Annotated in this window: 30 protein-coding genes and 1 pseudogene; 17 read left to right on the top strand and 14 right to left on the bottom strand. The window is 43.4% G+C overall.

Annotated elements, in window-relative coordinates; genetic code table 11:
- Window positions 1-19 precede the first annotated feature (19 nt).
- Together AMBT_RS17375 and AMBT_RS17380 are read left to right on the top strand one after the other, a co-directional pair.
- Complete coding sequence (locus AMBT_RS17375; protein ID WP_013785955.1) at window positions 20-1,513, top strand: IS4 family transposase; 1,494 nt, start codon at window positions 20-22, stop codon at window positions 1,511-1,513.
- Window positions 1,514-1,583: 70 nt separating this feature from the next.
- A complete protein-coding gene (locus AMBT_RS17380; protein ID WP_013785956.1) occupies window positions 1,584-2,072 on the top strand; it encodes a hypothetical protein in 489 nt (162 codons plus the stop codon).
- A 142-nt stretch (window positions 2,073-2,214) separates the two neighbouring features.
- On the opposite strand, the gene AMBT_RS17385 is transcribed toward AMBT_RS17380, so the two are convergent.
- On the bottom strand, window positions 2,215-2,415 hold the full coding sequence (locus AMBT_RS17385) for a hypothetical protein (protein ID WP_013785957.1): 201 nt from the start codon (window positions 2,413-2,415) through the stop codon (window positions 2,215-2,217).
- Between the two features lie 237 nt (window positions 2,416-2,652).
- On the opposite strand from AMBT_RS17385, the gene AMBT_RS17390 reads away from it, so the two are divergent.
- The 7 genes from AMBT_RS17390 (at window position 2,653) to AMBT_RS17415 (ending at window position 7,691) form a co-directional block, all read left to right on the top strand.
- Window positions 2,653-3,057, top strand: a complete 405-nt coding sequence (locus AMBT_RS17390; RefSeq protein WP_013785959.1) for a hypothetical protein — start codon at window positions 2,653-2,655, stop codon at window positions 3,055-3,057.
- Window positions 3,058-3,213: 156 nt separating this feature from the next.
- Complete coding sequence (locus AMBT_RS22615) at window positions 3,214-3,363, top strand: hypothetical protein (RefSeq protein WP_013785960.1); 150 nt, start codon at window positions 3,214-3,216, stop codon at window positions 3,361-3,363.
- A gap of 10 nt (window positions 3,364-3,373) precedes the next feature.
- Window positions 3,374-3,523: a hypothetical protein gene (locus AMBT_RS22620; RefSeq protein ID WP_013785961.1), complete on the top strand. Its 150-nt coding sequence runs from the start codon at window positions 3,374-3,376 to the stop codon at window positions 3,521-3,523.
- A gap of 539 nt (window positions 3,524-4,062) precedes the next feature.
- Window positions 4,063-4,752, top strand: coding sequence for a TraE/TraK family type IV conjugative transfer system protein (locus AMBT_RS17400; protein ID WP_013785963.1), 690 nt, complete (start codon window positions 4,063-4,065; stop codon window positions 4,750-4,752).
- Window positions 4,742-5,821 carry a type-F conjugative transfer system secretin TraK gene (locus AMBT_RS17405; protein ID WP_013785964.1) on the top strand — a complete coding sequence of 360 codons (1,080 nt, stop codon included), beginning with the start codon at window positions 4,742-4,744 and terminating at the stop codon, window positions 5,819-5,821. The genes AMBT_RS17400 and AMBT_RS17405 overlap by 11 nt, the downstream gene beginning before the upstream one ends.
- Complete coding sequence (locus AMBT_RS17410; protein ID WP_013785965.1) at window positions 5,821-7,200, top strand: TraB/VirB10 family protein; 1,380 nt, start codon at window positions 5,821-5,823, stop codon at window positions 7,198-7,200. Before AMBT_RS17405 ends, AMBT_RS17410 begins: the two co-directional genes overlap by 1 nt.
- Before the next feature lie 2 nt (window positions 7,201-7,202).
- Window positions 7,203-7,691 carry a hypothetical protein gene (locus tag AMBT_RS17415; protein ID WP_013785966.1) on the top strand — a complete coding sequence of 163 codons (489 nt, stop codon included), beginning with the start codon at window positions 7,203-7,205 and terminating at the stop codon, window positions 7,689-7,691.
- 265 nt (window positions 7,692-7,956) lie between these two features.
- Here AMBT_RS17415 and AMBT_RS17420 read toward each other — a convergent pair whose 3' ends face one another.
- A complete protein-coding gene (locus tag AMBT_RS17420; protein ID WP_041452604.1) occupies window positions 7,957-8,229 on the bottom strand; it encodes a hypothetical protein in 273 nt (90 codons plus the stop codon).
- Window positions 8,230-8,432: 203 nt separating this feature from the next.
- Between AMBT_RS17420 and AMBT_RS17425 the strand changes: the two genes are divergently transcribed.
- On the top strand, window positions 8,433-8,699 hold the full coding sequence (locus AMBT_RS17425) for a hypothetical protein (protein WP_013785969.1): 267 nt from the start codon (window positions 8,433-8,435) through the stop codon (window positions 8,697-8,699).
- Between the two features lie 154 nt (window positions 8,700-8,853).
- Here AMBT_RS17425 and AMBT_RS22015 read toward each other — a convergent pair whose 3' ends face one another.
- Window positions 8,854-9,912, bottom strand: coding sequence for an SIR2 family protein (locus AMBT_RS22015; protein ID WP_013785971.1), 1,059 nt, complete (start codon window positions 9,910-9,912; stop codon window positions 8,854-8,856).
- A gap of 332 nt (window positions 9,913-10,244) precedes the next feature.
- Here AMBT_RS22015 and AMBT_RS17435 point away from each other — a divergent pair, with 332 nt between their 5' ends.
- Window positions 10,245-10,667 (top strand): hypothetical protein, encoded by a 423-nt coding sequence (locus AMBT_RS17435; RefSeq protein WP_013785972.1) that lies wholly within the window; start codon window positions 10,245-10,247, stop codon window positions 10,665-10,667.
- Between the two features lie 54 nt (window positions 10,668-10,721).
- Here AMBT_RS17435 and AMBT_RS22020 read toward each other — a convergent pair whose 3' ends face one another.
- The 5 genes from AMBT_RS22020 to AMBT_RS17455 form a co-directional block, all read right to left on the bottom strand.
- A complete protein-coding gene (locus AMBT_RS22020; protein WP_013785973.1) occupies window positions 10,722-11,048 on the bottom strand; it encodes a tetratricopeptide repeat protein in 327 nt (108 codons plus the stop codon).
- 39 nt (window positions 11,049-11,087) lie between these two features.
- A complete protein-coding gene (locus AMBT_RS17445; RefSeq protein ID WP_148259122.1) occupies window positions 11,088-11,522 on the bottom strand; it encodes a hypothetical protein in 435 nt (144 codons plus the stop codon).
- Between the two features lie 38 nt (window positions 11,523-11,560).
- Window positions 11,561-11,812 (bottom strand): hypothetical protein, encoded by a 252-nt coding sequence (locus AMBT_RS17450; protein WP_013785975.1) that lies wholly within the window; start codon window positions 11,810-11,812, stop codon window positions 11,561-11,563.
- A 22-nt stretch (window positions 11,813-11,834) separates the two neighbouring features.
- Window positions 11,835-12,002 (bottom strand): hypothetical protein, encoded by a 168-nt coding sequence (locus AMBT_RS22625; RefSeq protein WP_013785976.1) that lies wholly within the window; start codon window positions 12,000-12,002, stop codon window positions 11,835-11,837.
- Between the two features lie 386 nt (window positions 12,003-12,388).
- Window positions 12,389-12,763, bottom strand: coding sequence for a hypothetical protein (locus tag AMBT_RS17455; protein WP_013785977.1), 375 nt, complete (start codon window positions 12,761-12,763; stop codon window positions 12,389-12,391).
- 258 nt (window positions 12,764-13,021) lie between these two features.
- Between AMBT_RS17455 and AMBT_RS17460 the strand changes: the two genes are divergently transcribed.
- Window positions 13,022-13,408 carry a hypothetical protein gene (locus AMBT_RS17460; protein ID WP_148259123.1) on the top strand — a complete coding sequence of 129 codons (387 nt, stop codon included), beginning with the start codon at window positions 13,022-13,024 and terminating at the stop codon, window positions 13,406-13,408.
- A gap of 5 nt (window positions 13,409-13,413) precedes the next feature.
- Here the strand turns inward: AMBT_RS17460 and AMBT_RS17465 are convergent, their stop codons facing one another.
- The 3 genes and pseudogenes from AMBT_RS17465 to AMBT_RS22255 all read right to left on the bottom strand — a co-directional run bounded on the left by AMBT_RS17465 (window position 13,414) and on the right by AMBT_RS22255 (window position 17,507).
- Complete coding sequence (locus tag AMBT_RS17465; RefSeq protein ID WP_013785979.1) at window positions 13,414-13,812, bottom strand: hypothetical protein; 399 nt, start codon at window positions 13,810-13,812, stop codon at window positions 13,414-13,416.
- A gap of 97 nt (window positions 13,813-13,909) precedes the next feature.
- A pseudogene (locus AMBT_RS22250) lies at window positions 13,910-16,888 on the bottom strand (Tn3-like element ISShfr9 family transposase).
- A gap of 103 nt (window positions 16,889-16,991) precedes the next feature.
- Window positions 16,992-17,507, bottom strand: a complete 516-nt coding sequence (locus AMBT_RS22255) for a transposase (protein WP_013785980.1) — start codon at window positions 17,505-17,507, stop codon at window positions 16,992-16,994.
- Window positions 17,508-17,707: 200 nt separating this feature from the next.
- On the opposite strand from AMBT_RS22255, the gene gstA reads away from it, so the two are divergent.
- Window positions 17,708-18,316, top strand: coding sequence for a glutathione transferase GstA (gstA, locus tag AMBT_RS17490; RefSeq protein ID WP_013785981.1), 609 nt, complete (start codon window positions 17,708-17,710; stop codon window positions 18,314-18,316).
- Between the two features lie 200 nt (window positions 18,317-18,516).
- The gene (locus AMBT_RS17495; RefSeq protein WP_013785982.1) at window positions 18,517-19,362 is read left to right on the top strand and encodes a prephenate dehydratase; all 846 of its coding nucleotides are present in this window, start codon (window positions 18,517-18,519) and stop codon (window positions 19,360-19,362) included.
- A 537-nt stretch (window positions 19,363-19,899) separates the two neighbouring features.
- Here AMBT_RS17495 and AMBT_RS22715 read toward each other — a convergent pair.
- Window positions 19,900-20,064: a hypothetical protein gene (locus AMBT_RS22715; protein ID WP_013785983.1), complete on the bottom strand. Its 165-nt coding sequence runs from the start codon at window positions 20,062-20,064 to the stop codon at window positions 19,900-19,902.
- A gap of 25 nt (window positions 20,065-20,089) precedes the next feature.
- On the opposite strand from AMBT_RS22715, the gene tnpA reads away from it, so the two are divergent.
- From tnpA to tnpC (AMBT_RS17510), 3 genes are all read left to right on the top strand, one after another.
- Window positions 20,090-20,380: an IS66 family insertion sequence element accessory protein TnpA gene (gene tnpA, locus AMBT_RS17500; protein ID WP_013785984.1), complete on the top strand. Its 291-nt coding sequence runs from the start codon at window positions 20,090-20,092 to the stop codon at window positions 20,378-20,380.
- The gene (gene tnpB / locus AMBT_RS17505) at window positions 20,377-20,721 is read left to right on the top strand and encodes an IS66 family insertion sequence element accessory protein TnpB (RefSeq protein ID WP_013785985.1); all 345 of its coding nucleotides are present in this window, start codon (window positions 20,377-20,379) and stop codon (window positions 20,719-20,721) included. The genes tnpA and tnpB overlap by 4 nt, the downstream gene beginning before the upstream one ends.
- A gap of 89 nt (window positions 20,722-20,810) precedes the next feature.
- Entirely contained in the window at window positions 20,811-22,313 is a 1,503-nt protein-coding gene (tnpC, locus tag AMBT_RS17510) for an IS66 family transposase (RefSeq protein ID WP_013785986.1), read from the top strand.
- Window positions 22,314-22,624: 311 nt separating this feature from the next.
- On the opposite strand, the gene AMBT_RS17515 is transcribed toward tnpC (AMBT_RS17510), so the two are convergent.
- Window positions 22,625-23,257 carry an OmpP1/FadL family transporter gene (locus tag AMBT_RS17515; RefSeq protein ID WP_335328952.1) on the bottom strand — a complete coding sequence of 211 codons (633 nt, stop codon included), beginning with the start codon at window positions 23,255-23,257 and terminating at the stop codon, window positions 22,625-22,627.
- A 38-nt stretch (window positions 23,258-23,295) separates the two neighbouring features.
- Window positions 23,296-24,798, bottom strand: a complete 1,503-nt coding sequence (gene tnpC, locus AMBT_RS17520; RefSeq protein ID WP_013785986.1) for an IS66 family transposase — start codon at window positions 24,796-24,798, stop codon at window positions 23,296-23,298.
- Window positions 24,799-24,829 lie beyond the last annotated feature (31 nt).

Below are 24,829 nucleotides of genomic sequence, written 5' to 3' on the forward strand. Positions count from 1 at the left end.
TACAACTCAAAGGCTACACATGAATTCTGACACAAGCTCTTCTGTTTTGCCATCACTCACCGCTGAGTATTTAAGCCGCCACGATGTTCAAGTGGATAATCTGTTTAGCAAAGCATGGCAGCGCATCGGTTTTAATCGACTGCTGAAACAAGCGCGGTTTTCAAAGCGTTCAGGATCACCCGTCAGTGATGTAGTGTACCTTTTACTGCTTTGGGTCTGGCTCAAAGCAGACTCAATTGCGATGTTTTCAAGGGAGTCGTTACAAAGCTTCTCGATCACTAAGAGGGATGCCCTTTATGATCTTCTTAATCGGGAGGATCTGGATTGGCGCAAGTTGCACCTTCAAACAGCGAAGACCGTCATCAGTATGACTGACCACAGCACCATACGCGCCTATGTTGTTGATGATTCAGTTAAAACACGGCGCGGTAAAACCATGCCAGGCATCTCCAGCCACTTTGATCACCTCAACGGTCGTTGTGTGATGGGGCAGCAAATCCTGACCCTAGGACTGGCGACTGAAAAGCAATTTATCCCTTTAGATAGCGAGCTTTATATCAGTCGAGTGAAAGCACAACCACTCACCAAAGCATTTGCGGATGGTCGTAGTATCGTAGCAAAACGCTATCGTGATGCGCAGTCAATGAGTAAGCCGGAGATGATCCACCGCATGATTAAGCGAGCCGCGCGGTCCGACATTCATGCGCAATATTTTTTAGCTGATTCATGGTTTGCCAGTAAGTCCATACTGGCCTTTATGGACGCGCAATCGTTAGTCTCCATTGTCCGCATGAAGAAAAATAAGACGCGCTATCGCACTATGGATAACACCTCGGCTCTAGCAACAGCGGCTGAGCTTTACCAACACCACATCAAAGGCCAATGGCAGAAGATTAAGGGTAGACCATACCAGTCTAAGGCGATCACCGTTGAGTTGAATCTAGCAAAAAGCATCAAAGAGCCTGATCACTGGATCAAGGTCAAGCTGTTGTTTGTTCGTGGTGTCAACGAAGAAAAACAGCGCGCTGGAAAGCATGATTGGGCCTTGTTTTTATCCACCGACACTCACCTCAGTGATGAGAGAATACTCGAAATCTATGCGTTGCGCTGGGGCATCGAAGTGTACTTTAAGGAAGCGAAACAAAAGCTTGGGTTCCTCAAAGAGCAAAGTACACATTACAGTGCTTATATCGCGTCCATCCATTTAACGGCGCTGCGATTCTGCTTGCTGCTACTGACTCAACACGAGGAAGGTGCCGCTAGACTGAGTGATAGTCGTAACGACATGATCAACAGTCTGTGCACCTTAGATTTTGCTAGCCGACTCTGGGTTATCTTTAGAGCACTGATATCGGGAGCGCTTGATGAGCTCAGCAAGCTATACGGAGTCAGCGCCGCACAAGAGATCATGAACCAAATAGACAAAACGGTTCAGGAGTTCTTTATGCAAGTCATGCAAATGGATACCTTCACGCTGAGGCTAGAAGCCAAATCTATTGGTGATGAGTGCTGATTTTAGGCTAAACTGAACTCCGAAACTTGAGTTATAAACCACGTAAAGCATAGCGAAAGAGGAGAGGACGATGGCAAACTACTACACACAAGCGGCATTCGAAATTAATTTAGAGTTGGAGCAAAAAATATTTGCACTGCAAGTATTGGAGTGTGCTGAAGATGAGAAGGTCGATTTCACGAAAAGTCACAAGACAGTACATGAGGCAGCTTATCCGAACGATGTCTATCGCCTAGCTAAAAAGTTCGTGAAAAGCCTCGATGATTATGAACCTGGCAATGTATATCTGCCATTTAAGTATGCAGATACAGGCGATAGCATTCATATCGCTCACGATGAGAGCATCAATACCGAAGCCGCCGCGACATTCTGTTACCTTATTCTCAAGCATTTCGACAGTGACGACTATGTATGTATTGAAGCGGCACACACCTGCTCAAAGCCTCGACCAGATGGATTTGGCGGTCACGCAGCCTTTGTCACGAAGAAAGGTGTTAAATGGATGTGCACCGCACACTGGATGCACAAAAACATTGCTAGACACAAAAAGGCCGCATAGGCTATCAAGACGCCAACATCAAACGCAAGGCCACCAGCAAGGCGGCCTTTTTTTCAGGCTTATGAAGTTACGCTCATGCCCGTGAATCGCAGTATTTGACGGACACGCAATTGAAAAAGGTGATCAACATATCGTTGTTCCGTTAACCGTCAGCTTGGTTTGCTCTTTTGTTTGAAATTTGGTTTTGAAGCGAGACAAATTCATGCAGCGCTTCATCACCGACAACGCCTAAGCAACGCATGTCGTTAATCTCTGCTACCTCAGGTGTTATTGTGGCCATGCCACTTTCTGACATTGCAACAATTGCAGCACCATCTGCGCGATTGACAACTTTATAAAACATTAGAGAAATTCCTTGCTATGAGAGAAAGAAATCACTCTAAACGTAATAACATTCGTGTCAAAAATAAGTATCGAAAATCCACCTCTAAAGGTAGAACTTTAGCGTTCCGGGTGACTATTTGAACAGCGAGCCGGTGTCACTTATGGACAGAAAACTAACCAGCGAAAAATTACAACTTTAGTATAAATGCCCATTAACTCTGCTACACTCACCAATGAATCTACAAAAGGAGAAAACATGAGATTCATCAATAAAATCACGTTAGCGGCTACAATATCTTTAGCCTTAACAGGCTTCGCGCAAGCCGCTTGCAACAGCACCACGGACGCTTTTGGCAACACCTCCGTGCGATGCAGTGACGGAACAACAGGCAGCTTGTATACAGACAGCTTTGGCAACACGACAGGGCGAATTGGCGATAAGCGCGTCAACACCTATAGCGATAGCTTCGGCAATACAACTGGCCGCATAGGTAATGACCGCGTTAACACCTATAGCGATAGCTTTGGCAATACCAATGGCCGTATCGGTGACGATAGATACAATAGCTACTCAGATAGCTTTGGTAACTCAAGCTCAAGCTTGGGCAACAGTCGCACCAACTGCACTACCGATAGCTTCGGCAATACAACCTGCCGCTAATTATAGACCGGGGCAGCAATGCCCCAGTCTAGCCTGCTCGTAACTACCACCCTCCAAGTCCGTCTCCGACACAACTTAACACTGCCCAAAGCGTAGCTGCATCACCTCAAAGCGGTATGATTTAACTGTATCGACAACGACCAAGCGGACATAGTTATGAACACATTTAACATCCCAATGACTGAAACTGAAGCGCAACTACTGTTAAGACTGTTAAGCGGACAAGACCTTAACGCACAAGAGAAACGCGAGCTGTTCGACGTTGAGAACTACCTTCAAGACAGTTTAAAAGAATTGCAACAATAAGGGGGACATAATGAGCAAACCTACTCGCGCAAGCTACAAAATTGAACGTCACGCTTTTCACGTTCCTATTCCGCCGCAGCGAAGCATGAGCTACGACGAAGCATCGCGTTGGGTTGCAATGCAGTCATCAGGCAATCAGATGTTCTATTCGATTATTTGAGAGACTACATGACCCCTTCTCAAGGCAGAGCGTTCGCACCGATGGCATCTCTGCCCAACCCCTTTTTCTCGGCTGCATATCCAAGGCAACCCCCCTCAAGACAAAAAAGTCAATTTACGCCCCTAAAAATTCCCCCCTCTACGAAAAGAATGGATTAAAAAACACGGAATAATAAGCGTAGAAAAATTTACTGCGCGAGGTAGGAATGTCAGGTAACAACCAATATGAGTTTCCACGGCGAATAAACGATCCGCTAATGATGCTTATCTTCCCAGCCATACAGTTTGCACCGGCCGTCATCATACTGGTGATATGCCTAATGTTTGGTATGTGGAAGACAGGCTTTGGTGGAGCGATATTAGTGTTCTGGGGAGTAGGGAAAATATTGCAAAACTCATTCTTTGACGAATACGTCCATAAGATATGGAAGATGGGGTTGCTGGACGTTATGAAAGTCATGCGAAAAAGCAGAACGGTAGTGAATCCGGCCATCAAACGGTATCACAGCTAATGAGAAGAATACGAGAGGGCCAAAAATAATGAAAAAATCAGATTCGTTTATCAGTAAAACCTACGCCGATTACGAGCGTTACAAGCGTTTCGCGATGATTACTATTGTATCGCTATCCATTACTGTCGTTCTTTTGATGTTTATGGCGTTTAGTAAAGAGCCTATTGTCGTCATGGTGCCGCCTAACATGACACAAGACATGGTAATTGAAGGCAATAAAGCGAGTGAAGCGTATCAAACGCAGTTTGCGTACCAAACCGCTTTGCTGGTGGGCAACATTTCAAAGCGCAACATTGATTTTGTCGTAGAGAGAATGGAAGAGCTCCTGTCACCAGCGCTTCGCCAAGTTGTATCAGAGAAGCTCAAGAGCGAAGCTCGCGTCCTTCAAGTACGTGAATTAGAGCAAACCTTCACTGTAGATGATGCGATGTATTCCGACACACGCAATATTGTTTGGGTCTGGGGTAAACGTTCCGTGAAAGGTAAAGGTGTTCCGCCAATTAGTGATGACTATACCTACGAGTTCCAATTTATTGTTAACAATGGTATGCCGCGCCTGACGCACTATAAAGCCTATTCTGGTCATCCAACAACCACCGTAATCAAGTCACAAGGTACAGAAGTTGTGAACGAGTATTACACCGAAGAACAAATGAAAATGAAAGAAGGCATTACAGCAAAGCCACTTAACGCTGAGGGTGAAAGCAATGAAGATTAAGGTATTAGCAGCAACATTGGCCATAGCGGGTAGCAGCGCATTCGCTCAACAGCCACCAGCACAACCAGAGCAGATGCCACAAATACCCTACCTGCAGGAGTCCAATAACCAGCGTATTCCTGTCGAGGATGGATATACACCACCCTCGACTAACGTTGAAGACTCGGAATTATTCAATCAAGTTGATGAGATACGCCGTCAGCAGGAGCAATATCAAGCGGCAATGGCAGCTCGTGAGCAGTATGCTGCAGAGCAGATAGCTAATTCGCCGGGCGCAAAGTTTTTAGAGCAAGCTCGAAAGATGTATAAGCCCAGCATGGCATTTGATATCGACCCTAAGCAGAGTATCGTCATTCCTGTCGGTCAAGGACTGTTAAATACCCTATCGACTAACTTTACTGAGCTAAAAGTGAAAACCTCAGACGCCCGTTCTGTCATCGAGACAGAGGGTGGTCACCTTTATATATCTATCCCAGACAGCAACCCTGTTGGATTGGTGATACATGAAGCTGGAGTTAAAAGCTCACAAGTTTCGATTACCCTCATCCCTATCGACGCCCCCCCGGTAATTGCAGATATCACGGTGTCTATGGACGACAGCATGAAACGAGAGTCCGTGGCGTACCAGAAGAAGATGAAGGAAGAGGAAGCGATTAACAAAGCGAAGGCGGAGCGTGTGCCCTATTCGGATAAACACACTAAGCGCATTATCGACTTGCTTACACCAGTTGCGCAAGGAGACTTTCCGCGTGGATTCACGCTAAGTGGTGACATTCCTGAGGACTATAGAACACCGTGTCGCATGGCCATACCACACAAGGCTGCGCAACGGTTACTAGGTGGCACTGAAATTATTGATGTCGTAGGTGTAAAGAACACCACAGACAGCACGTACATGGTGCGTGAGGAGATGTGCTTGAGTGACGACGTGATTGCAGTAGCGCTCTTTAAAAAATCATATCTAGCACCGGGTGAAGAAATGGAGCTCTACATTCTCCGTGACAAGCTTTATTACGAAAATGTACAGCGTAAGGCAAGACGTCCGCGTGTAACGTGGGGAGATGAGTAATGTTTAAAGATGCATTAGATACGCTTAAAGAAAAATGGGCTGAAGACTACAAGCTTCGCACTGGCGTAGTGGTAGGCGCCGTCTTTCTAGGGTTGGCTGCCTTTGTCTTTAGTGATTCTGGCGGGGAAAGACGCAACCGAAAAGTCTTTGAGGAACCAGAAAGCATCTTTGGCATTTCTGATTCTGTTGAAGAGATGGAATCGTATGAAATCAAAGGGCTGGTGGACGAATTGGATGAGCGCTTCACCCAGCGCGAGAAAGAATTAGAGGAGAAAGAAGCGCTTCGCGAGAAAGAGTTGGCGTCCATAAAAGACCAAAACATTGAGCTGAAGCAGGATTTGTTTGAGCTGACGAACATCCTAAAGACTATGCAGGAAAATGGCCCATCGGTTGTGGGCGGACAACCTGCGCAAGATGGAGTAGATCGTCGACCTAATCAAGACCAAATACAGACTCAAAACCCAATGAGCATGTACCCCAACGGTAGCATGCCGATGATGCCACCACCTCCTGCAGCTAACCGTCAAATCATCAGTGAGGCACCAAAGACTTTTGGTAACAATGTCATCAGAACCGTAACACAACGCCAAGTCATGGAGTTAGGCACTGACGGTGAAGTGAAGATTAAAGACTCAGGCGTAGTCACCATTTCTGAACGCGACAGAAAAGTCCGAGATGAACGTGCGTCGGCAATAGCTGAACAAGAAAGCAAAGTTAAGAAGATTGCCGATGAGTTGCAGAATACGACCACGTTAGCACAGGGCTCTATCATGAGTGCGGTTATGTTGAATGGCGTCGCGGCCCCGACAGGTGTCAAAGCCACATCAGAACCGATGCCGGTAATGTTCCGCGTAAAGAAAGAAGCGCTCATGCCAAACTACTTCACGCTGGATATTCGTGAATGCCACATTATGGGGATGGCTACAGGTCGATTACGCGATAGCCGTGTTTATATCAGAACAGATTCAATCTCGTGCATCACCGATGACGGTATCGCTTATGAGGAGCCGTTAAAGGCGGTAGCTGTGTCTCGCGGCGACGGTCTTTTGGGCATTCCCGGAGAAATGATATTCACGGGTTACGACCTGCTTGAAAACACGGTCTATGCAGGACTATTGTCGGGCGTAGCAGAAGTCGCCTCGCCTCGCCAGTTGCAAAATATCAACACAAACGGTGCGCCACAGGCAATATGGGAGCAACAACAATTACGCACAGCTGGTGTCGCTGCCGTAGGTTCAGGTGTAGCGAAAGCGGGTGATACGCTCGCAGAATACTATATGGCCATGGCCGAGCAAGTTACACCGGTCATTGAGGTGCTTCCCGGCACTGAAGTGGACTTCATGATTACCGGGTCAACAACCTTTAAAGTGGGAGGTTAGTGATGGCTGATACAGACAAGAAGCAAGAGAAAAAAGAGGCGACGTTAGCAAACTCTTCGACATTTACGAATATGCTTATCGTCGTTCTGGGTCTTGCTATCATGGCGACGGTATATTTTACCCGTCCGGCACCGACCAACCCTGCCGACAGCATTGTAGTGATTGATGGCACTCAATTGGCCCTAGACCTGACTGAAGCAGGAAAGACTGCTGCTGAAGTCAGGGTGTACATCGAAACGTTGGTGGCCGTATACGTCAAGGAAGGCTTTATAATCATAGACAATGATTCAACATTGGGGCAGCCAGCTGAGTTTATGGCGCAGCTGCCCGACGAAGATGCCTTGTACGCCAAGGCAAATCAAATGGGAATAGTGGTGAATGCGCAGACGTTTAAAGATGCGGAAGCAGAGGTAGAAAGAACGAGAGAAGAGTTTCTCCGTAGCTTCAAGGCGCCTACACCACAGGGAAGATCATTACTGGAGCTACAGTAAGTCGCAATATTGGACATTTGCCATGCCCTCTCGCAGATGGCCAATTGCAAAGAGCCTGATTGATGGTCAGGCTCTTTTTTATTGGAGACAACCTTGTCGATAAACGACACATTGACGTCAATAAAACGTACTTACTGGCTTTTATCTTCCCTTTTCCCATCCTCCCTAAAATTACCCCAGCATTTTTTCTTGCCGGGAAAGGGTTTTATTGAGGAGCATACGCAGCGGCGTCCTAAGACGCTTGTAAAGCCTCTAGCGAAACGTTTTATATGGGCGTGACCAGTAAAATATAAGCGCCTTTTAATTCTTTTGCATCTTGCCCCAATATCCATGACAGACGCTTAACGTCATTGTCCGTGAACGCCATAGCATCCAAAATGTGCTCATTCTCGGCTGCGCTATTACTGAATACTGGCCATGATAGCGCTATCTTTTCAACCTGCTCGCATGTGCAGTCAATCCCAACCATGCGTACATCAACAAGTGGAAACACTGTCTCTCGTATACACTGGTTCTTGTCTATTATTTTCTCCTTCATAACAACCTCACTTATCAAAAGAGGTGGTATTTTAAGAAATTCATGTATGTATATGTACATCACAGACATCAAATAACGACATTGTAATGTCGCAATGCGACGCATAGGCGTTTTTTACATTAGACCTAGCAGATACCCTTGCTCTACGCAAAAAACTAAAAATACCAATCTCTATAATCCTCAAAAACAACGCAGAGGTGGTTATGGGTGTTTCAATTGGTGATGATGTAATATTCAAGCGCGAAGTGATTAATGAGCACTTCCTTGTCGTATTTGGCACTAGTGGCGCGTTCTTGAGCTACAGGGTGATAGAAGTAGAAGATAATACAATAACGCTTCAGCCAGAATTTGGATACCCAATTAAGGTACCCATTAATGATGTCGAGCACAGACCTAAGGATTTTGACCCGGACAAATTGGTAGCTGAGCTCGCTGACAGAATACATGCATTTGAGCATCGTATATCTTGAACAGACAAAAAAGCCGACGTAATGTCGGCTTTCTTAAAAGAAATGAAATCAGTTAATTGACGCTCTGGTCTTTGTGCGAACTTTGCCTTCTTGCTTAGCTTTGGCCAGCGCAGTGTGAAGCATGCGCAAACCAGCGGCTTTCCGCTCAGAAACCTTACGAGGTTGGTTTGAATGCATGAAAATCTCCAGAAGTACGTTGTTGATAAGGGTTATTTATTAACCTATGTACCCATAATAGCCCAACACCGTGGCAATTAGCAAGCCTCCTGTAAAACGCGTTGAGTTCAGGATAATACGCTTCCGCCACGTACATTGAAGGTTTTACCTCACTACAAGCATAATGTGAGTAAATGTAAGCCATCAATATTTGACCTAATACATTCAGCTCTTTAAGGCTAAAGTTGCGTGTAGGACGCTTGTAGTACGTACTGTCGCCAATATTTTGCGATACATCAAACTTGACCTCAAATGCACGGCTTGCATCATCTACGTTAAGTTGTTCTGCTCCTGAATCAATCATAGCGGGATCCACGGTTGAGTAATCGCAGCTCGTAAAATAGATTGTATAATCGGTACCGAAGATAGAGAACTCAGCAAATTCAACATCAGTACCAATACCGAAGTCAGCAACGCTTATCGGCAGTGGAATATGCTTCAAAACTTCAGCACAAGAAAAAGTGTTAGTTAAATCTCCCACTATCTGATTACCAATCAAGTCACCATTGTGCAGTAGGTTGTAGTGAAAAATATTCCCACCAGCACTGTCTATGCAGGACGTAATATAGGCCAATGGCAAACCTTGCTCACTTACGCCAAGAAAGAACACAATGTCGTCCGGCTCCCAATTCAGTGTCGACAAATCAACTTGAGGCATGGACCGAAATTTCACGAGCGAGGATGGCGTTAGCACATCCCCATAGACATGCTGAGTGGAACCACCCGCTTTTTCTATTAGTACATCAATATTCAGCGTGTAATGACAAAAATCAATATCCAATTGATTGCATACACGCTCTATTAACGCGCACTCTCTATGTATTTTGCTTGGACTAAGCGAAAGAAAGTTATCAGCAATCTGGTGCGCTACAGCGTCTACCTCATCGTTATCAAGATTGCTGAAAGCTTCATACAAGGGATGGTCACAGATATCATTGTAGACAGGGGCTCCAGATGTTGATGATAGTCCAGCGCCAGAGATCAACACGATTCGCATTAAAGTTCCTTCTTATTGTACGTATATAACCAACAAGCATTGGTATTCGCGGAGAGACAGACTATACCATAAATGCCAAATTTCGTTGGAAAAACCCAAAGAAAAGGGGTTGCGCTGTGAAAAATCATGTCATTATGATTGTACAGAATTCGTTGTCCTCCTACACAACGTTAGGCCGCCACTTAGGCGGCCTTTTTATTTACAAGAGAAAATGTTTTTTCACTGAGAACATAGAAAAATTAATTAACGAAGGAAAAAAGGGCTCTTAATCACGCGACGACATTCATAACGCATGCAAAATGTATTTATCGCTTAACAAAAAGGGTAAATACATGAACGCAGAAGCAGTACTACATCAAATCTATATGAGAGAATTAGATGTAAAACGTCAAATCAAACATAATTCTAAATTCGATATATTTATGAATACAGGGGCGTACCATTTAGAATTCGCTGTTTTGTCATTAGCTATTAGCAAGGTTAATCAAGAATTGGAGGATGCGGGTGTTGATATTGAGTCATTCATAGACTCGATCCACGAATACATAAACGACATCATGGTAGACAGCATGAAAGGTCAGAATCAAGTGAAAGAGTTTGACCCAAACGACCCTAAAGAGGTAGAGGTATCACGTTACAGCAGTATATTGAAAACAGTGAATGATAACCTGCTTAATCGTTACTACAACGCACTGGAAGAGAAAAGAAAAAAGGAAGAGATAGGCAGGAAAGTGGTTCAAATTTATAAAAAGTGAAAGCCGAAAAATATCAAAAACGCATTCCTGAATGGACAGGAATGCGCATGCACATCAATTGCCCTCTTCAAGAGCAGTGATCTGTGCTTCGACGAACGGTAACCTAGACTTGGCACCTTCGTGTCCTTTATCGGCAGCTTTTGTATACCAAATCTTGGCCTGATAAAAGTCTTGTTTAACGCCCTCACCCTTTTCGTATAAAACACCAATTGTATAAGGCGCAATACTATGCCCTTCGCTGTAAGCCTTTTCAAAGAGGGAAATAGCGGACTTAACATCGCCTTTATCGAGCGCCTCTGCGCCCTGAAAGAACGCATCGTTTGCCCACACAGAAAAAGACAGTGTTATTGTAAAAGTAGATATAAGCAGTGTTTTTAACATTGGCATTACCCATTGATAGTTAATAGTAAAATTGGCGCATTAGAATCCCGTGTACTCTTCATCGGAAAGTGGCGATAAGCCTGCCTCCAGCATCATGCTCTGGTATGTCGAAACAGCTGGGTTATCTTTAGCCATTCTTGGGTGCTTAATACACCAAGTGAGCAGACTTCTAGCCATGAGGGAATCTAGCATCATCGATGTCTCAACATGTTTGTTTTCCCGCGAGATAAACGTAATTCCCGTATTAACAGCTAAAGTTTCCAACTGTTTTTCATCAAGACCTGGCAGGGGAAATTTTGCGTCGTGGGTGCTGTACTTACACATCCAATATGCGTCACGCTCCACCAGCCAACGTATACATGCTACATCCCAACGAACAGCGCCCCGCTCGGCATTACTTACAAGTAAAAGCTCGCCAGATGGATGAACCAAAAGAAAGAACGCCTCAGCGCGGACTTGATGCACGAATGCCACTCTATTTTTCCATGGCGTACTTAGTTTCACCCTTGGCGTCATAGGGTATGTTGCCAGAATTTCGATAATTCGAAGGGCTCACCCGTATAGGTATCCACCAGCTTACCGTCGTCCGTAACAGACACAAAATACGGCACTTTTACGCCGGAGCTTTTCTTTTCAATCAGTGACACATGACTCCCCTTGTAATCATTGATAAGCGCCTTAGCCAGACGCCCTTCGCATGAAAAAGCAAGCTGCGTATAATTCACGCGCAGTATGATGGTTTTATCTTCGTTAACTGGTCTCATAAACACTCCTTGATAAGAAATATCAGGCAGAAGCTGTGTCGTTATTAAGCGTTACTGGTGTCGATGCAGGACGATACTTTTTGCATAACACAGACAGCGCCTTATCCATTGATTCATCCCACATATCATCCGTGCTTTGCGCCATTTTTATCAGTGCGATCAAATCATTTTTATCTACTGAAACTTGCATGACATCTCTCCACAGAAGATTAGAAATAAACCCCTCTGTCGCCACTGGCGGGGTTACCAGCCTATAAACACAGTTAAAATGATGAAGGCTTGCACATTCAGCTTATCCAACGTCCATCGCCATAAGGAACAAATGACTCAATTGGTACGCTTGGGGCCACGCATGTGCCAGACGCAACTCTTAACTACACAATTACTTTATCTACATTGGTAATGTTCGCTATAAAACGGGCAATTAATAGTAGCGATTAAACCCGTCCATAAAAGACATTGAGTGCTATTAAAAAGCGCTTCTACATGCGCTACATCATAGCCAATGGATAAACATTGGTTTTCGCATAGACACAGCGATTTTCGTCACTCTAAAGGCAGAACGAAGTAAGCCAATTAATCCTTGCTCTGTGCGAGTAACCTTTTACGCCAATACGCTTCAGTCGCAATCCCCTCCACGACTGGCGTTTCTATGTCGTAATAACGGTCCAGCCAACGTAGAATGTTTGGGATGTCGGAGAGTGATCGTTTTGCCTCTTTCATATACGTATTTAAAATGGAATATATCTGTTTCTCTGTCGCTGGCAGACCGCGTATTGACTCTAACCATGGCGATAAACCATTTGATGCAATACTGTAAGACTTGAACTCTTCGAAAGATGGCGGCGTAATACCCGCATTTTTGTAACGTAACACCTTGTCCTTAAATTTCGCTCGCATAAACGCATTATAAGAAACAAAATTTTTTACTTTGACGTCAGTGGTAGGCATGGTTATCCCCAGCGGTTGTTTCAACTGAGATCATTCTGACACCTTGGCGTTTTAGCGCTACAAACTAGCCAAAAAAACCCGGCAAAAGCGCCGGGTAAAGGGTTGGGAAACACATGTATTTGCAGTGTTAGGTAAAAGATACCAAGCTATAAAAAACAGTTCTGTCATAGATGGCGAAAAATTAAGGTGTCTACGGTAAAATAGACGTGCTGCATCACCTAAGATAGCAACATTGACAACCTTAAGCAGAAGGAAAGAATGATGCATCCCAAAGAACAGGCAACATTTCAAAGCGATGTAATCCATGTTGCTTTACACCATTACCTCAAGCACCAAAACCTTACCCCTATGGATGCGCTGCCGCATGCGATGGATGCAGTCGAATGGAAGGCCATATTACTATCGATGATGGGAGCAACCGTCAACGATACACTAAGAACAAGCGAAATCATCACATCGGACCCCGTTCAGAACAGAGCACAATTTGATACCCAGATAAAGGAAGCTCAAGCCAGAACGATGGAAGTCGCATTGATTGCTGGAATGCTATGTCACGCATGGACAAATGACGCAGAGCCGCCATATAAAAATGACAGCAAGTTGATAGAAACGCTTGCGTTTATCCAGCTAAAGGCAACGCTGTAAAAATATTACGAACAGGAGGCAGTCGGTAACTCCCTTCGACGCTCCCGTTCCTCAGCGAGTATTCTTACGATAGGCCATTTTGCTTTGCCGAACTCGCCAAACGCTGCATCCAAATCGCCTTTTGCTAGCGCAACAAACATTCTAGAAAACGCACCTTTCTTATCACAAGGGCATATCGACATAAACTCCCTGTACATCACGTACAGCTCATGCAAGGCCTCAGCCGCATTCTCATGCTTCTCTGTTGGACAAGAGTAATAGTTATTTATCTGCGTGTTCCATGCACCTAAAACCCTATCAACAAACATTTGCCTGTCATGCAAATACGTATCAGCACCAAAAACCCCAGCATGTATGGCGGCACCATAGACGCTTTCAGGTCTACCTAAAAAATCTTCTGTCATACTGGGGTTCTAGGGATTTTCCCCTCTAAAAAGACATAATCCTCTGTAGACCACACCAATAAATGGCTGCGGAGGTGGTTTACTTTCAGCTTGGAGCCTAATCATCCACTATCGGCCTTGTTATTTCGCCAATATTGGGCAATTTCCCAGTATTAGTGAAGTTATACGTTCCGCTTAAGTTGATATTTTGCCACGCAACGGGCGAAACAGCACGAGTGATACCCGCTTTCTCTTCATCTCCTCTCGCTTCAAAGTGTCCCAGCAGATGACTCAGTATCGCGGAGTTGAAGTAGATGATCGCGTTGGCAAGCAATCTTGCACATTCATTCCAGATAGCGATTTCACTCTCGTTTTTGCCTCGGAACTGATCGCCATTCACCGACGCAATAGCCCGTCTCAGGAAGTGCCACGCTTCTCCCCGGTTAAGGGCACGCTGAACGTACTGCCGCAAACTGGCATTGTCTATGTAATCCAGTAAATATTGCGCTTTGACCAGTCGATTATACTCCGTCAGCGCCTGTAATGTCGGGTGCCCCGAAGGATAACCAGACAACTTTCTTACCAGCATTGCCTGTGTCGTTCGCTTTGTCTGAAGTGACAGAACAATGCGCCTAATATCCTGCCATCCCGTTTCGATGACATTCGTCCTGATGGGCTTTTTCAGGGCAAGGTTGGTGCCGCCGTGTTCATTTTCAGTTACGTCAAACAGATCATTGATGACACTACTGAACTGCGCGTATCGCGGTGCAAAACTGTAACCGCATAGATCCAGTAAGGCGAAGTTAACATGATTGACACCGTGTGTATCTGTCGAGAGTACGTCAGGTTTGATTTCACTGCTGTTGGATTGTAACAGGTCATAAATATAGTGTGATTCGTGCTCGTTGGAACCGATGATCCGAGCATTGAGGGCGCTGTGGTTGGCCACCAGTGTCATGGCCGTGATCCCTTTGTTGGTGCCGAAATACTTAGAGGAGTACCGGGTTTTAAAGGTTTCCAGATGGGTTTCGAATTTCTGACCATCCGCACTGACATGCAGCTGGTCCTCCTGAATATGGTAGTGGCGGAAGATGGGTAGCGCTGCAACCGCATTATTGATCACGTCGCTGGCGTCATGCAGCGTTTCAGGCCGGATATAGTTGGCCTGCACCGTACTCAGGTGTTCATAGCTTCGATCGGAGATCTGCGCCATGCCATACACACCACGGTGAGTGGCGTTGGCAATCAGAATGGCCAGTAAATCATCCTGATGAGTGAACCCTTGTTTTTGTATCGGAAGTACATGAGTCAGACATTTCATGAACCCGGTTTCGCGCTCTACATACCGCAGTACATCCGCGATACCGACCGGTTGCATTCGCTTAAAAAAGGGATTGTTGACCAGAGATGTAGCGCTTTTGGTCGGCAGACGCCAGCGGGTACCGGTACGATTTTTCATGATCACATTTCGATTGTCTCCCTCATCAATATGGAGAGCAACGTCTTTGAGTGCACTTTCCAGCCGGTGTTGTTTCTCCTGTAACAATAACTCTGCGGGCTGTTTTAGTCTGTCCAGTGTTGATGAGGCCAGCAAGGTATCCTGCGATGTCTGGGGGATCAGGTCGTCTTCCAGTGCGCGGTATTTGGTAACATTTGGCAAATAAATGCGTCCATTCAGTCGTGAGGTTAACTGCCGGTAGAGCAGCCATTCGTAACGTTGCGGGTTAACGTTATCCTGTTTAACCAACCATGGGAGGTGCTTTTTCGGGATGAGCGACGTATCCATCGTCTTCAGTGGTCCACCGAATGCGATTTCCGTCTGCATCTGTTGAAGTTGGGCGACGACGGCTTCTGAGCCTTTACCGGCCTCACATTCAAGGCACAAGAACGACCTGCCTTAACAGTTGCTCCAGGAGATTGCATTGTTCATCGTAATGTTGCCACTGGTACTCTTCCACGGTCCGTTTCTGTTTTTTCAGGTAAAGGCAGAGGGTCTGGATATCCCTGTCATTCATGACCTTCAATGCCTGTTGTCTGACTACTGAGAAGGGTTGATTATCATCAATGTTCTCATCCACAAACAGATGCAGTAACTCTGCCGCTTTCGTGACATTGTCCGCGGCTGACTGCCAGGACAGGAACACTGCTTGTTGTGCAAAGGTGTTGGCAGCTTCTTGTTGCTTGCGGATATGGTAAATGAACCCATCAGTTAACCGTTCCAGTGCCAGTTGTATCCGCTCTGTCAGGTGACATAGCAACCATAGATGCTGCTGTGCGCGTTTGAATCGTTTGAGTTTACTACCGTAATAGTTGATGAGCTCACCGAAGTGTTGTCGATTTTTAAGAGACAGATTAAGCCCATCGATAACGCCATTGATTTGCGTGCGCCATGGCGCTAACTGATGATAAAGGGCAAGCTCTTTTTAAGTTCAGGTACGGTCAGACTTTTTGCACCGCCTCTGAGCTGGTTCAGGCTTAGTCCGTCATCAATGGCTGTTATGCTGTCCAGAAAGACGTGAAGTTCAGGACTGGTGAGTTGATTAAGTTGGTGCGCCAGGTCTTTTCTGACCTGCTGCATCGCTCTGCTTATCAGTCTCTGGAGTACGGTGTACCTAGGGATAGCAATGCTGTGACTGGTTAGGAATTCAATAGCAGTATCAAAGAGGTAACGCGGCTCCAGCCAGGCATTGCCCACCTGAACAAGGTGGTCGAAAAGAGAATTGAAGTGCTGACTTTCGTCCCATTTGTGATAACCAGCAAGGTCTAATACTTTTGCGTAGAGTCGATCTTTTTGTTTTTGTGAGGGAGTGAATGGTCTGAGCCCCTTGCCGCCAAGCAGCTCTTTACTGATGAACATTAAATCCTTAGAAACCTGCGAGTAAGCGATATCTAGGATGACGGGCTTTGATTTGAAGTATCCCAAAATCGCGACAAAGTAACATCTATGAGCTCTGAGACGAATTGACCGAAAAACTGCCAATTCCGCATCGTTCAGAGAAAAGTACAGACGTTGTTCTTCGATTGAAAAAATGGGTGGGGAATAAAGATCTGCCTGTTCTGCTCTCGTGAGAATAGTAATTTCGTTTTTGATGGCCATATCAGGGCTGTTCCGTATTAAATGTACGATATTTACCTAATTTGCCACACTTATAAGTAGTAACCCACCTCCGCAGCCATTTATTGGTGTGGTCTACAGAGGATTATGTCTTTTTAGAGGGGAAAATCCCTAGAACCCCTATTTGCTGCCCCATCACGCAACGAGCTGTTAAGTGGTCAAAGTGACTCGATACGCCGGGCATCTTTTTACCAGATCTTGTTTTTACGGTGTCATCAATAACAAAGGCACAGAGTCGGCTTTTACTGTTAGCCTTAAGGACTTTTTTAGCGGTCAATAATTGTAGCTTTCGCCAATCTACATCTTCACGGTTAAGTAAGTCATATAACGCATCTTTTTTTGCCGCGGAAAAACTTAATAAAGCATCCCTTGAAAACATGGCTACAGAGTCTACTTTAAGCCAAACCCAGAGCATTAAAAGGTAGGTGATATCACCTACTGGCGTACCTGATCGCTTAGAAAACTTAGCTTGGCGTAACATGATGTTAAAACCAATGCTTTTCCATGTTGAGCTAAAGGTGTTATCTATTTTAAGGTTTGTTTGGCTCAATAAGTCAGCGGTTAATGATTGTAAGTTCAAGGTCTTTGTGGCAGAATTCATTCGATGTCTCTTGTGGTTTTTTACGTTGTCTAGTTAACAAGTATTTTACCACAATGAGGCATCAACTTCTTTTAAATCATTAGGTTATTGTTATTTCCTCGTCTATTTTGAACCCCGAAACTTGAGTAATAACAACATCTATTACAATGATTTAATTTAAAAATAAATTGTTAATACTGTCAATAAAAGGAGTACACCTAATGAAACTGTATTACAGCCCTGGAGCATGTTCATTATCTACCCATATCGTGTTGTGTGAGACTGAGCTAACATATGATCTTGTTCGTGTAGATCTCAATACAAAATCACTAGAGAATAAACAAGATTTTTACAAAATAAATCCCTTTGGCTATGTGCCTGCCCTTGAACTTAAAAATGGTAAAATTCTATTAGAAGGCCCTGCCATTATTCAATACCTTGCTGATCAAGTACCTGAAAAACAACTAGCGCCTGTTAATGGAACATTTGAGCGTTATCAACTACAGCAACAACTAAATTTAATTTCAACTGAATTACATAAGGGGCTGGGAGGATTATTTAATCCTGCATTTTCATCTGATACCCAAGAAATATTTAAAAACAATTTTTCTCGTCGTTTAGATGTCCTTGCTCCTAAATTGTCTGATGATAGTTACCTTTTAGGTGAGCAATTTAGTGTAGCCGATGCGTATTTATTTACGGTATTAAGTTGGTGTCCAATGGTTGGTTTTGACCTTGCTAAATGGCCAGAATTAGTAACATATCAGCAAAAAATAGCAAGACGTCCTTCAGTTCAAAAAGCACTAAAAGAAGAAGGCTTACTCGATTAATTGTTTTAAAGTAGCCCAAAGCTTGAAAACACAAATACTAGACAGTTTCGGCTAGACTTTGCCCAGTCGACGCTATTCAGCACGGGGGCTTTCGCTACGCTCTGTTAAAAAATAGCAGAAACAAATGAGTATAAGCTGTACCACACTTTGTTTGAATACTTAGGAACAGAGTATAATAAAATTTTTATGGAGTTATTTTAGTGATTAGAATTGTAACATTAGGCCCTAAAAACACATATTCTGATGTGGCAACTCAAATTTATTGCTCCTTACAAGAACATCAATATAATATCGTATACGCTAGATCTATTACAAATGTTTTAGATATGATGGATAATAATCAGGCTGAATTAGCTGTTTTACCAATAGAAAATTTGTCTGAAGGCTATATTTCGGTGGTATTAGATCATTTTATAAAAAGTAAGCTATATATTAAAAAAGAAATTTTATTACCTATTAAATTTTCCTTAATAAGTAATAAAAAAAATCCTGTAGACATAAAGAAACTTTTTGTACAATTTGTAGCTAAAGGGCAGTGCTCTAAATTTATTGATAGCATGGATGCTAAAATTGAGTTAGTTCTTACAGAAAGCAATATTGAATCATTAAATCTTTTTTTAAAAAACAGAGGAAATAGTGCCGCAATTGTACCTACTTACGCTATTAATGATGATGAATTCAATTTAAAAATCAATAATATCAATGACTTTAAAAATAACCAAACGAGATTTTTAGTTCTAACTAAAGAAAATAATATCGATATTATTAGCCCTGATATAGATTATAAAACAACAATTATCGTTATTGATGATAATGATTACCCCGGTTTTTTAGGAAATATTTTATCATCTTTTTCAAAAAGAAAAATAAATCTAACGTCTATAACCTCAAGACCCACAAAAGGTGATTTTGGAAAATACTACTTTTTGATTGATTTAGATGGCCATATGATGGAAGAAAATATTAAAGCTGCAATAAATGAAATTAATAGCAAGCATAATATGAAAAATTTGGGGTCATATATAAAAGCAAAACTACACAAGTGAGACATAAATGTATTTTTCTTCCCTGCTTATGCTTATGGCCAATGGAGATACTTGATTTTTGAGTGAAAAAGAACCAAGCTATCGCTAATAAATATTCAACTGCCTGCAACCTTACTAGTCTGCCTATTATTCGCATCTTTTTCTGTAATTGGGTATTAGCCAGTGTGATATTAGCATTTCAATTTTTCATTAGGCTACACACTGTTTCTTAATGGTTAGAAGAATCTGATGAAACCTTGTTTGCCTCGCTCCGAGAAAGAAAGTCGTACACTTGCGCCAGAGGCGAGAAAAAGATAGCATTTTATGCGCTGATGAATTTAAAATATTATATCAAGCTTACATAAGACAATGATTTACTTACAAACGGTTAGGTGTAGCTTCTGGCGTACAAATGGTTGATATGTTTACACATTCAAAAATCAATATAGACCATAGCCGATTAAGGGCTTCGATGGATATATTTCAAGGCGTGACAACTAAGTATTTAGAAACTCAAGTTTCGGGATTCACTTTTATCCAATAAAAGTGAACTCTACCTCACTCTATCCCTTCTTGACGTAAGGTAAAACTATCCATTTGCATGACTTGCGTAAAAAAATCAATCACCGTTTGCTCAATTTTCTCTAGTACATCAGATTTATCAACCCTTGTTAGTAAGCGGTTAATTAACCCCACATTCCAATAAAAATCAGGCTTTGGCATAGTGCTTCTTTACAAAGGAGATGCTATGAATCAATTGCAAAAACATGACCACTGGACTCAAATACTGACTGAGTTCAAACAAAGCCAGTTGCCGATTAAACAATTTTGTACTGAGCGGTCAATCCACTATCAAACACTTTACTATTGGGTCAAAAAACTCAACAGTAAAGAGGCCAAGCAACAAGTTCAGCCAATTGTCTTTGACCAGGAAAGCGCTGATGTCGTGGTGCTATTATTACCTAACGGTATTCGCGCTGAACTCCCTTCGATGCTCAGTCAAACACAAATCAAACATTGGGTTGCAGCATTACAATGACTCCCACTGGTAACGTGTATTTAGTGTCGGGTGTCACCGACATGAGAAAGTCGATTGATGGATTATCACTCATCGTCGCGGATACGCTTGAAATGGACCCCTTTAGCCAGGCTTGGTTTATTTTCTGTAATCGGGGCCGCGATAAACTCAAAATCCTATTCTGGGATACCAATGGATTTTGGCTTTATTATCGTCGCCTCGAAAAAGGTCACTTTAAGTGGCCGGTGCCTAAATGTGATGGCGCTGTTCATATCAGCAAGCAGCAATTACAGTGGCTATTATCGGGATTAACCTTAGATAATCCTAAGGCGCATCGACCCATATTTGGACTTGAAGTGTGACGTTAAATGTTGATCGCAAATTCTACTTGAACGATCATTTTTCGCTGTCACACTAAGGATATTGATAACCACTTAAGCCCTGAGCCACCTTGACTGACCTACCTGATGACGTAGCACAACTCAAAGCCATGTTGCTGCAACTGCAAGCAAAAGAGCGTGCACAAGCAGAAGAAATTGCTGAGCTTAAAACGACAGTGCAACTGCTGGTTGAACAACTCAACTTAAGTAAATCAAAGCGCTTTTCATCACAAAGTGAAAAGGTCGCCAAGGGCACGTTTAACGAAGCTGAGCAGCAACATGCGTTGCCCAACGTAAATAAGAGCAAGGCTAAAACAGGCAGAAAACCATTACCTGAAGCGCTTGAGCGTGAAGTTTATCTGCACGAACTCAGTGCCCCTTGTTGTGAATGTTGCCAAACACCCCTTCATGAATGCGGTAAAGAAGTCAGCGAAGAGCTCAAAATCATTCCACAGAAAGTCAGCGTTATCCGTCATGAGCGTACCAAATACACGTGTCGTCAATGTGAGAAAACACACGTCAGCAATAAAGTCATTACGGCTCCTAAGCCTGCGAGCATGTTGCCTAAAAGCATGGGCAGTGCTGAAACGTTTGCGGCAATCGTCACGGCTAAATATGTTGATGCATTACCGCTCTATCGCCAGGTTGATATTTTAAATCGCTCCGGTATTGAAATCAGCAGAGGCACACTCGCAAATTGGTGTGTACAACTAGGTGATAAAGTCCAAATTATCATCGATGCAATGAAAGCCAAACTCCTGAATGAAAATCTGATTTGTGCCGATGAAACAACGGTGCAAGTGCTTCGTGAAGAAGACAGAAAGGCCGAAACTAAATCGTACATGTGGGTTTATCGCAGTGGTGAATTTGCAGAAAACCCAGCTGTTATTTACGACTATCAACCGAGTCGTGCAGCTGCCTGTGTAAAGGATTTCTTAACGGGATACTCAGGCTACCTCCTGACCGATGGCTACAGTGCTTACAATACGCTTGAACAGGTCACTCAAGCTGCTTGTATGGCACATGCCAGACGTAAATTTACCGATGCACAAAAAGCATCGCCTTCAAAAAAAGCAGGTAAACCCGAAAAAGCGCTCAGTTACATAGCCAAACTTTACGGCATAGAAAAGCAGGCAAAAAACTTAACCTCACAAGCGCGTCAACAGCTGAGAAAGCAACAAGCCGAACCTATCCTCAATGAATTTTACAATTGGCTAAACAGCCAACATGTTTTACCTAAAGGGGCATTAGGTAAAGCCATTAGTTACACCTTAAATCAATGGCCCAAATTACTGACCTATCTTGAAGATGGGGATATCAGTATTGATAATAATGTCACAGAGCGGGATATCCGGCCATTTACCACAGGGCGAAAAAATTGGATGTTCTCGACGTCGGTGGGTGGCGCTAAAGCCAGTGCGAATTTATACAGCCTGGTAATGACCTGCCGTGCCAATGATTTGAATCCCTACTACTATTTCCGTCATCTCTTTACGGAATTACCCAAGCGTGCACCATCAGATGAACTGTCTGATTTGCTGCCGTGGAATGTTGATTTAGGTGAAGCAGAATAACCTTCACCGGTTCATTGAGCGCTTACAAAGAAGAGAACCCTAAAAAAGATAAAGTTTCATCCTAATGCCGATTTCGAGGGGATGGGCACAAAACCCAATCAGAAGTAACTAACAAAACTCCTAGTTGGTCATAAAATAGGCTTGAGGTTCATTTCGAGGGGATGGGCGCAAAACCCCAAAATGCGCAAGCCGTGCCGTTTGCCCTGTCAAATTATATCCAACCATATCAATTATCATCGTTGCATGATAAAATTGGATAAAGACTTTCTGCCTATATTTGGGTGGATCTGTTCCATATACAGAATAATATATTAGAAATTTCGCGTATAAGAAATTGAAAAATTATTTAACGTATTTGATGCTTCTATAGGTACAGGTGTCATCGGTAGGCTAGTGTTTTTCATTTTTCCATCGAATCCATAGGAGTATGCAAAATCTAGAGTAGAGTATTTGCTAAAGTTATAAGCAAAGCCTGCTGTTAAGTGTTTTGTTGGTAATGCTGGGATAGTTGGTGCAAGTGTTTTGTTATTCAATCCCGTTGTTGCAGTTCTATATCCGGCTCTAAATTCCCAATCTTGATAATGATAATTTGTTCCTACTGACCATATTGATATATCTGAATAATTTTGAGGTAGTAAAATCCCTAATTGCCCCATTTCTGATGAATAGGTGATATCGATATCTTTCATTGCATCTTCCCAAAATACTCTTGAGAAGTCTGATGTAATCATCCAATCAGGTGAAATTTTATGGCTTATGCCTATTGTAATATTAGCGGGTAATTTAAAATCTTTAACGCGTACGTCACCATTTACAGGAACTTGTCCAGCAACAGCATCAACAACAGTTAACGTAGCATCACCTGTCATATCTTTCATATACCCTTCGGTACTGTATGACATACCTAAGGTTGTATTTTTTTGGATTTTATACGTTAATCCCATTTTAGCAGTAACGTAAGCGCTCAATGAACCGGTGAAGGTTATTCTGCTTCACCTAAATCAACATTCCACGGCAGCAAATCAGACAGTTCATCTGATGGTGCACGCTTGGGTAATTCCGTAAAGAGATGACGGAAATAGTAGTAGGGATTCAAATCATTGGCACGGCAGGTCATTACCAGGCTGTATAAATTCGCACTGGCTTTAGCGCCACCCACCGACGTCGAGAACATCCAATTTTTTCGCCCTGTGGTAAATGGCCGGATATCCCGCTCTGTGACATTATTATCAATACTGATATCCCCATCTTCAAGATAGGTCAGTAATTTGGGCCATTGATTTAAGGTGTAACTAATGGCTTTACCTAATGCCCCTTTAGGTAAAACATGTTGGCTGTTTAGCCAATTGTAAAATTCATTGAGGATAGGTTCGGCTTGTTGCTTTCTCAGCTGTTGACGCGCTTGTGAGGTTAAGTTTTTTGCCTGCTTTTCTATGCCGTAAAGTTTGGCTATGTAACTGAGCGCTTTTTCGGGTTTACCTGCTTTTTTTGAAGGCGATGCTTTTTGTGCATCGGTAAATTTACGTCTGGCATGTGCCATACAAGCAGCTTGAGTGACCTGTTCAAGCGTATTGTAAGCACTGTAGCCATCGGTCAGGAGGTAGCCTGAGTATCCCGTTAAGAAATCCTTTACACAGGCAGCTGCACGACTCGGTTGATAGTCGTAAATAACAGCTGGGTTTTCTGCAAATTCACCACTGCGATAAACCCACATGTACGATTTAGTTTCGGCCTTTCTGTCTTCTTCACGAAGCACTTGCACCGTTGTTTCATCGGCACAAATCAGATTTTCATTCAGGAGTTTGGCTTTCATTGCATCGATGATAATTTGGACTTTATCACCTAGTTGTACACACCAATTTGCGAGTGTGCCTCTGCTGATTTCAATACCGGAGCGATTTAAAATATCAACCTGGCGATAGAGCGGTAATGCATCAACATATTTAGCCGTGACGATTGCCGCAAACGTTTCAGCACTGCCCATGCTTTTAGGCAACATGCTCGCAGGCTTAGGAGCCGTAATGACTTTATTGCTGACGTGTGTTTTCTCACATTGACGACACGTGTATTTGGTACGCTCATGACGGATAACGCTGACTTTCTGTGGAATGATTTTGAGCTCTTCGCTGACTTCTTTACCGCATTCATGAAGGGGTGTTTGGCAACATTCACAACAAGGGGCACTGAGTTCGTGCAGATAAACTTCACGCTCAAGCGCTTCAGGTAATGGTTTTCTGCCTGTTTTAGCCTTGCTCTTATTTACGTTGGGCAACGCATGTTGCTGCTCAGCTTCGTTAAACGTGCCCTTGGCGACCTTTTCACTTTGTGATGAAAAGCGCTTTGATTTACTTAAGTTGAGTTGTTCAACCAGCAGTTGCACTGTCGTTTTAAGCTCAGCAATTTCTTCTGCTTGTGCACGCTCTTTTGCTTGCAGTTGCAGCAACATGGCTTTGAGTTGTGCTACGTCATCAGGTAGGTCAGTCAAGGTGGCTCAGGGCTTAAGTGGTTATCAATAT

Source organism: Alteromonas naphthalenivorans, assembly GCF_000213655.1.
GTDB lineage: Bacteria > Pseudomonadota > Gammaproteobacteria > Enterobacterales > Alteromonadaceae > Alteromonas > Alteromonas naphthalenivorans.

Coding starts and splice junctions, on each gene's coding strand:
- tnpB (WP_013785985.1), top strand. CDS start 20,377: ATGACTCCCACTGGTAACGTGTATTTAGTGTCGGGTGTCACCGACATG.
- gstA (WP_013785981.1), top strand. CDS start 17,708: ATGAAACTGTATTACAGCCCTGGAGCATGTTCATTATCTACCCATATC.
- AMBT_RS17420 (WP_041452604.1), bottom strand. CDS start 8,229: ATGAAGGAGAAAATAATAGACAAGAACCAGTGTATACGAGAGACAGTG.
- AMBT_RS17410 (WP_013785965.1), top strand. CDS start 5,821: ATGTTTAAAGATGCATTAGATACGCTTAAAGAAAAATGGGCTGAAGAC.
- AMBT_RS22625 (WP_013785976.1), bottom strand. CDS start 12,002: ATGCAAGTTTCAGTAGATAAAAATGATTTGATCGCACTGATAAAAATG.
- AMBT_RS22255 (WP_013785980.1), bottom strand. CDS start 17,507: ATGAATTCTGCCACAAAGACCTTGAACTTACAATCATTAACCGCTGAC.
- AMBT_RS17435 (WP_013785972.1), top strand. CDS start 10,245: ATGAACGCAGAAGCAGTACTACATCAAATCTATATGAGAGAATTAGAT.
- AMBT_RS22715 (WP_013785983.1), bottom strand. CDS start 20,064: ATGCCAAAGCCTGATTTTTATTGGAATGTGGGGTTAATTAACCGCTTA.
- AMBT_RS17415 (WP_013785966.1), top strand. CDS start 7,203: ATGGCTGATACAGACAAGAAGCAAGAGAAAAAAGAGGCGACGTTAGCA.
- AMBT_RS17375 (WP_013785955.1), top strand. CDS start 20: ATGAATTCTGACACAAGCTCTTCTGTTTTGCCATCACTCACCGCTGAG.
- AMBT_RS17390 (WP_013785959.1), top strand. CDS start 2,653: ATGAGATTCATCAATAAAATCACGTTAGCGGCTACAATATCTTTAGCC.
- AMBT_RS22615 (WP_013785960.1), top strand. CDS start 3,214: ATGAACACATTTAACATCCCAATGACTGAAACTGAAGCGCAACTACTG.
- AMBT_RS17460 (WP_148259123.1), top strand. CDS start 13,022: ATGATGCATCCCAAAGAACAGGCAACATTTCAAAGCGATGTAATCCAT.
- AMBT_RS22620 (WP_013785961.1), top strand. CDS start 3,374: ATGAGCAAACCTACTCGCGCAAGCTACAAAATTGAACGTCACGCTTTT.
- AMBT_RS22020 (WP_013785973.1), bottom strand. CDS start 11,048: ATGTTAAAAACACTGCTTATATCTACTTTTACAATAACACTGTCTTTT.
- AMBT_RS17515 (WP_335328952.1), bottom strand. CDS start 23,257: ATGGGATTAACGTATAAAATCCAAAAAAATACAACCTTAGGTATGTCA.
- tnpA (WP_013785984.1), top strand. CDS start 20,090: ATGAATCAATTGCAAAAACATGACCACTGGACTCAAATACTGACTGAG.
- AMBT_RS22015 (WP_013785971.1), bottom strand. CDS start 9,912: ATGCGAATCGTGTTGATCTCTGGCGCTGGACTATCATCAACATCTGGA.
- AMBT_RS17465 (WP_013785979.1), bottom strand. CDS start 13,812: ATGACAGAAGATTTTTTAGGTAGACCTGAAAGCGTCTATGGTGCCGCC.
- AMBT_RS17450 (WP_013785975.1), bottom strand. CDS start 11,812: ATGAGACCAGTTAACGAAGATAAAACCATCATACTGCGCGTGAATTAT.
- AMBT_RS17405 (WP_013785964.1), top strand. CDS start 4,742: ATGAAGATTAAGGTATTAGCAGCAACATTGGCCATAGCGGGTAGCAGC.
- AMBT_RS17455 (WP_013785977.1), bottom strand. CDS start 12,763: ATGCCTACCACTGACGTCAAAGTAAAAAATTTTGTTTCTTATAATGCG.
- AMBT_RS17380 (WP_013785956.1), top strand. CDS start 1,584: ATGGCAAACTACTACACACAAGCGGCATTCGAAATTAATTTAGAGTTG.
- AMBT_RS17425 (WP_013785969.1), top strand. CDS start 8,433: ATGGGTGTTTCAATTGGTGATGATGTAATATTCAAGCGCGAAGTGATT.
- AMBT_RS17400 (WP_013785963.1), top strand. CDS start 4,063: ATGAAAAAATCAGATTCGTTTATCAGTAAAACCTACGCCGATTACGAG.
- AMBT_RS17385 (WP_013785957.1), bottom strand. CDS start 2,415: ATGTTTTATAAAGTTGTCAATCGCGCAGATGGTGCTGCAATTGTTGCA.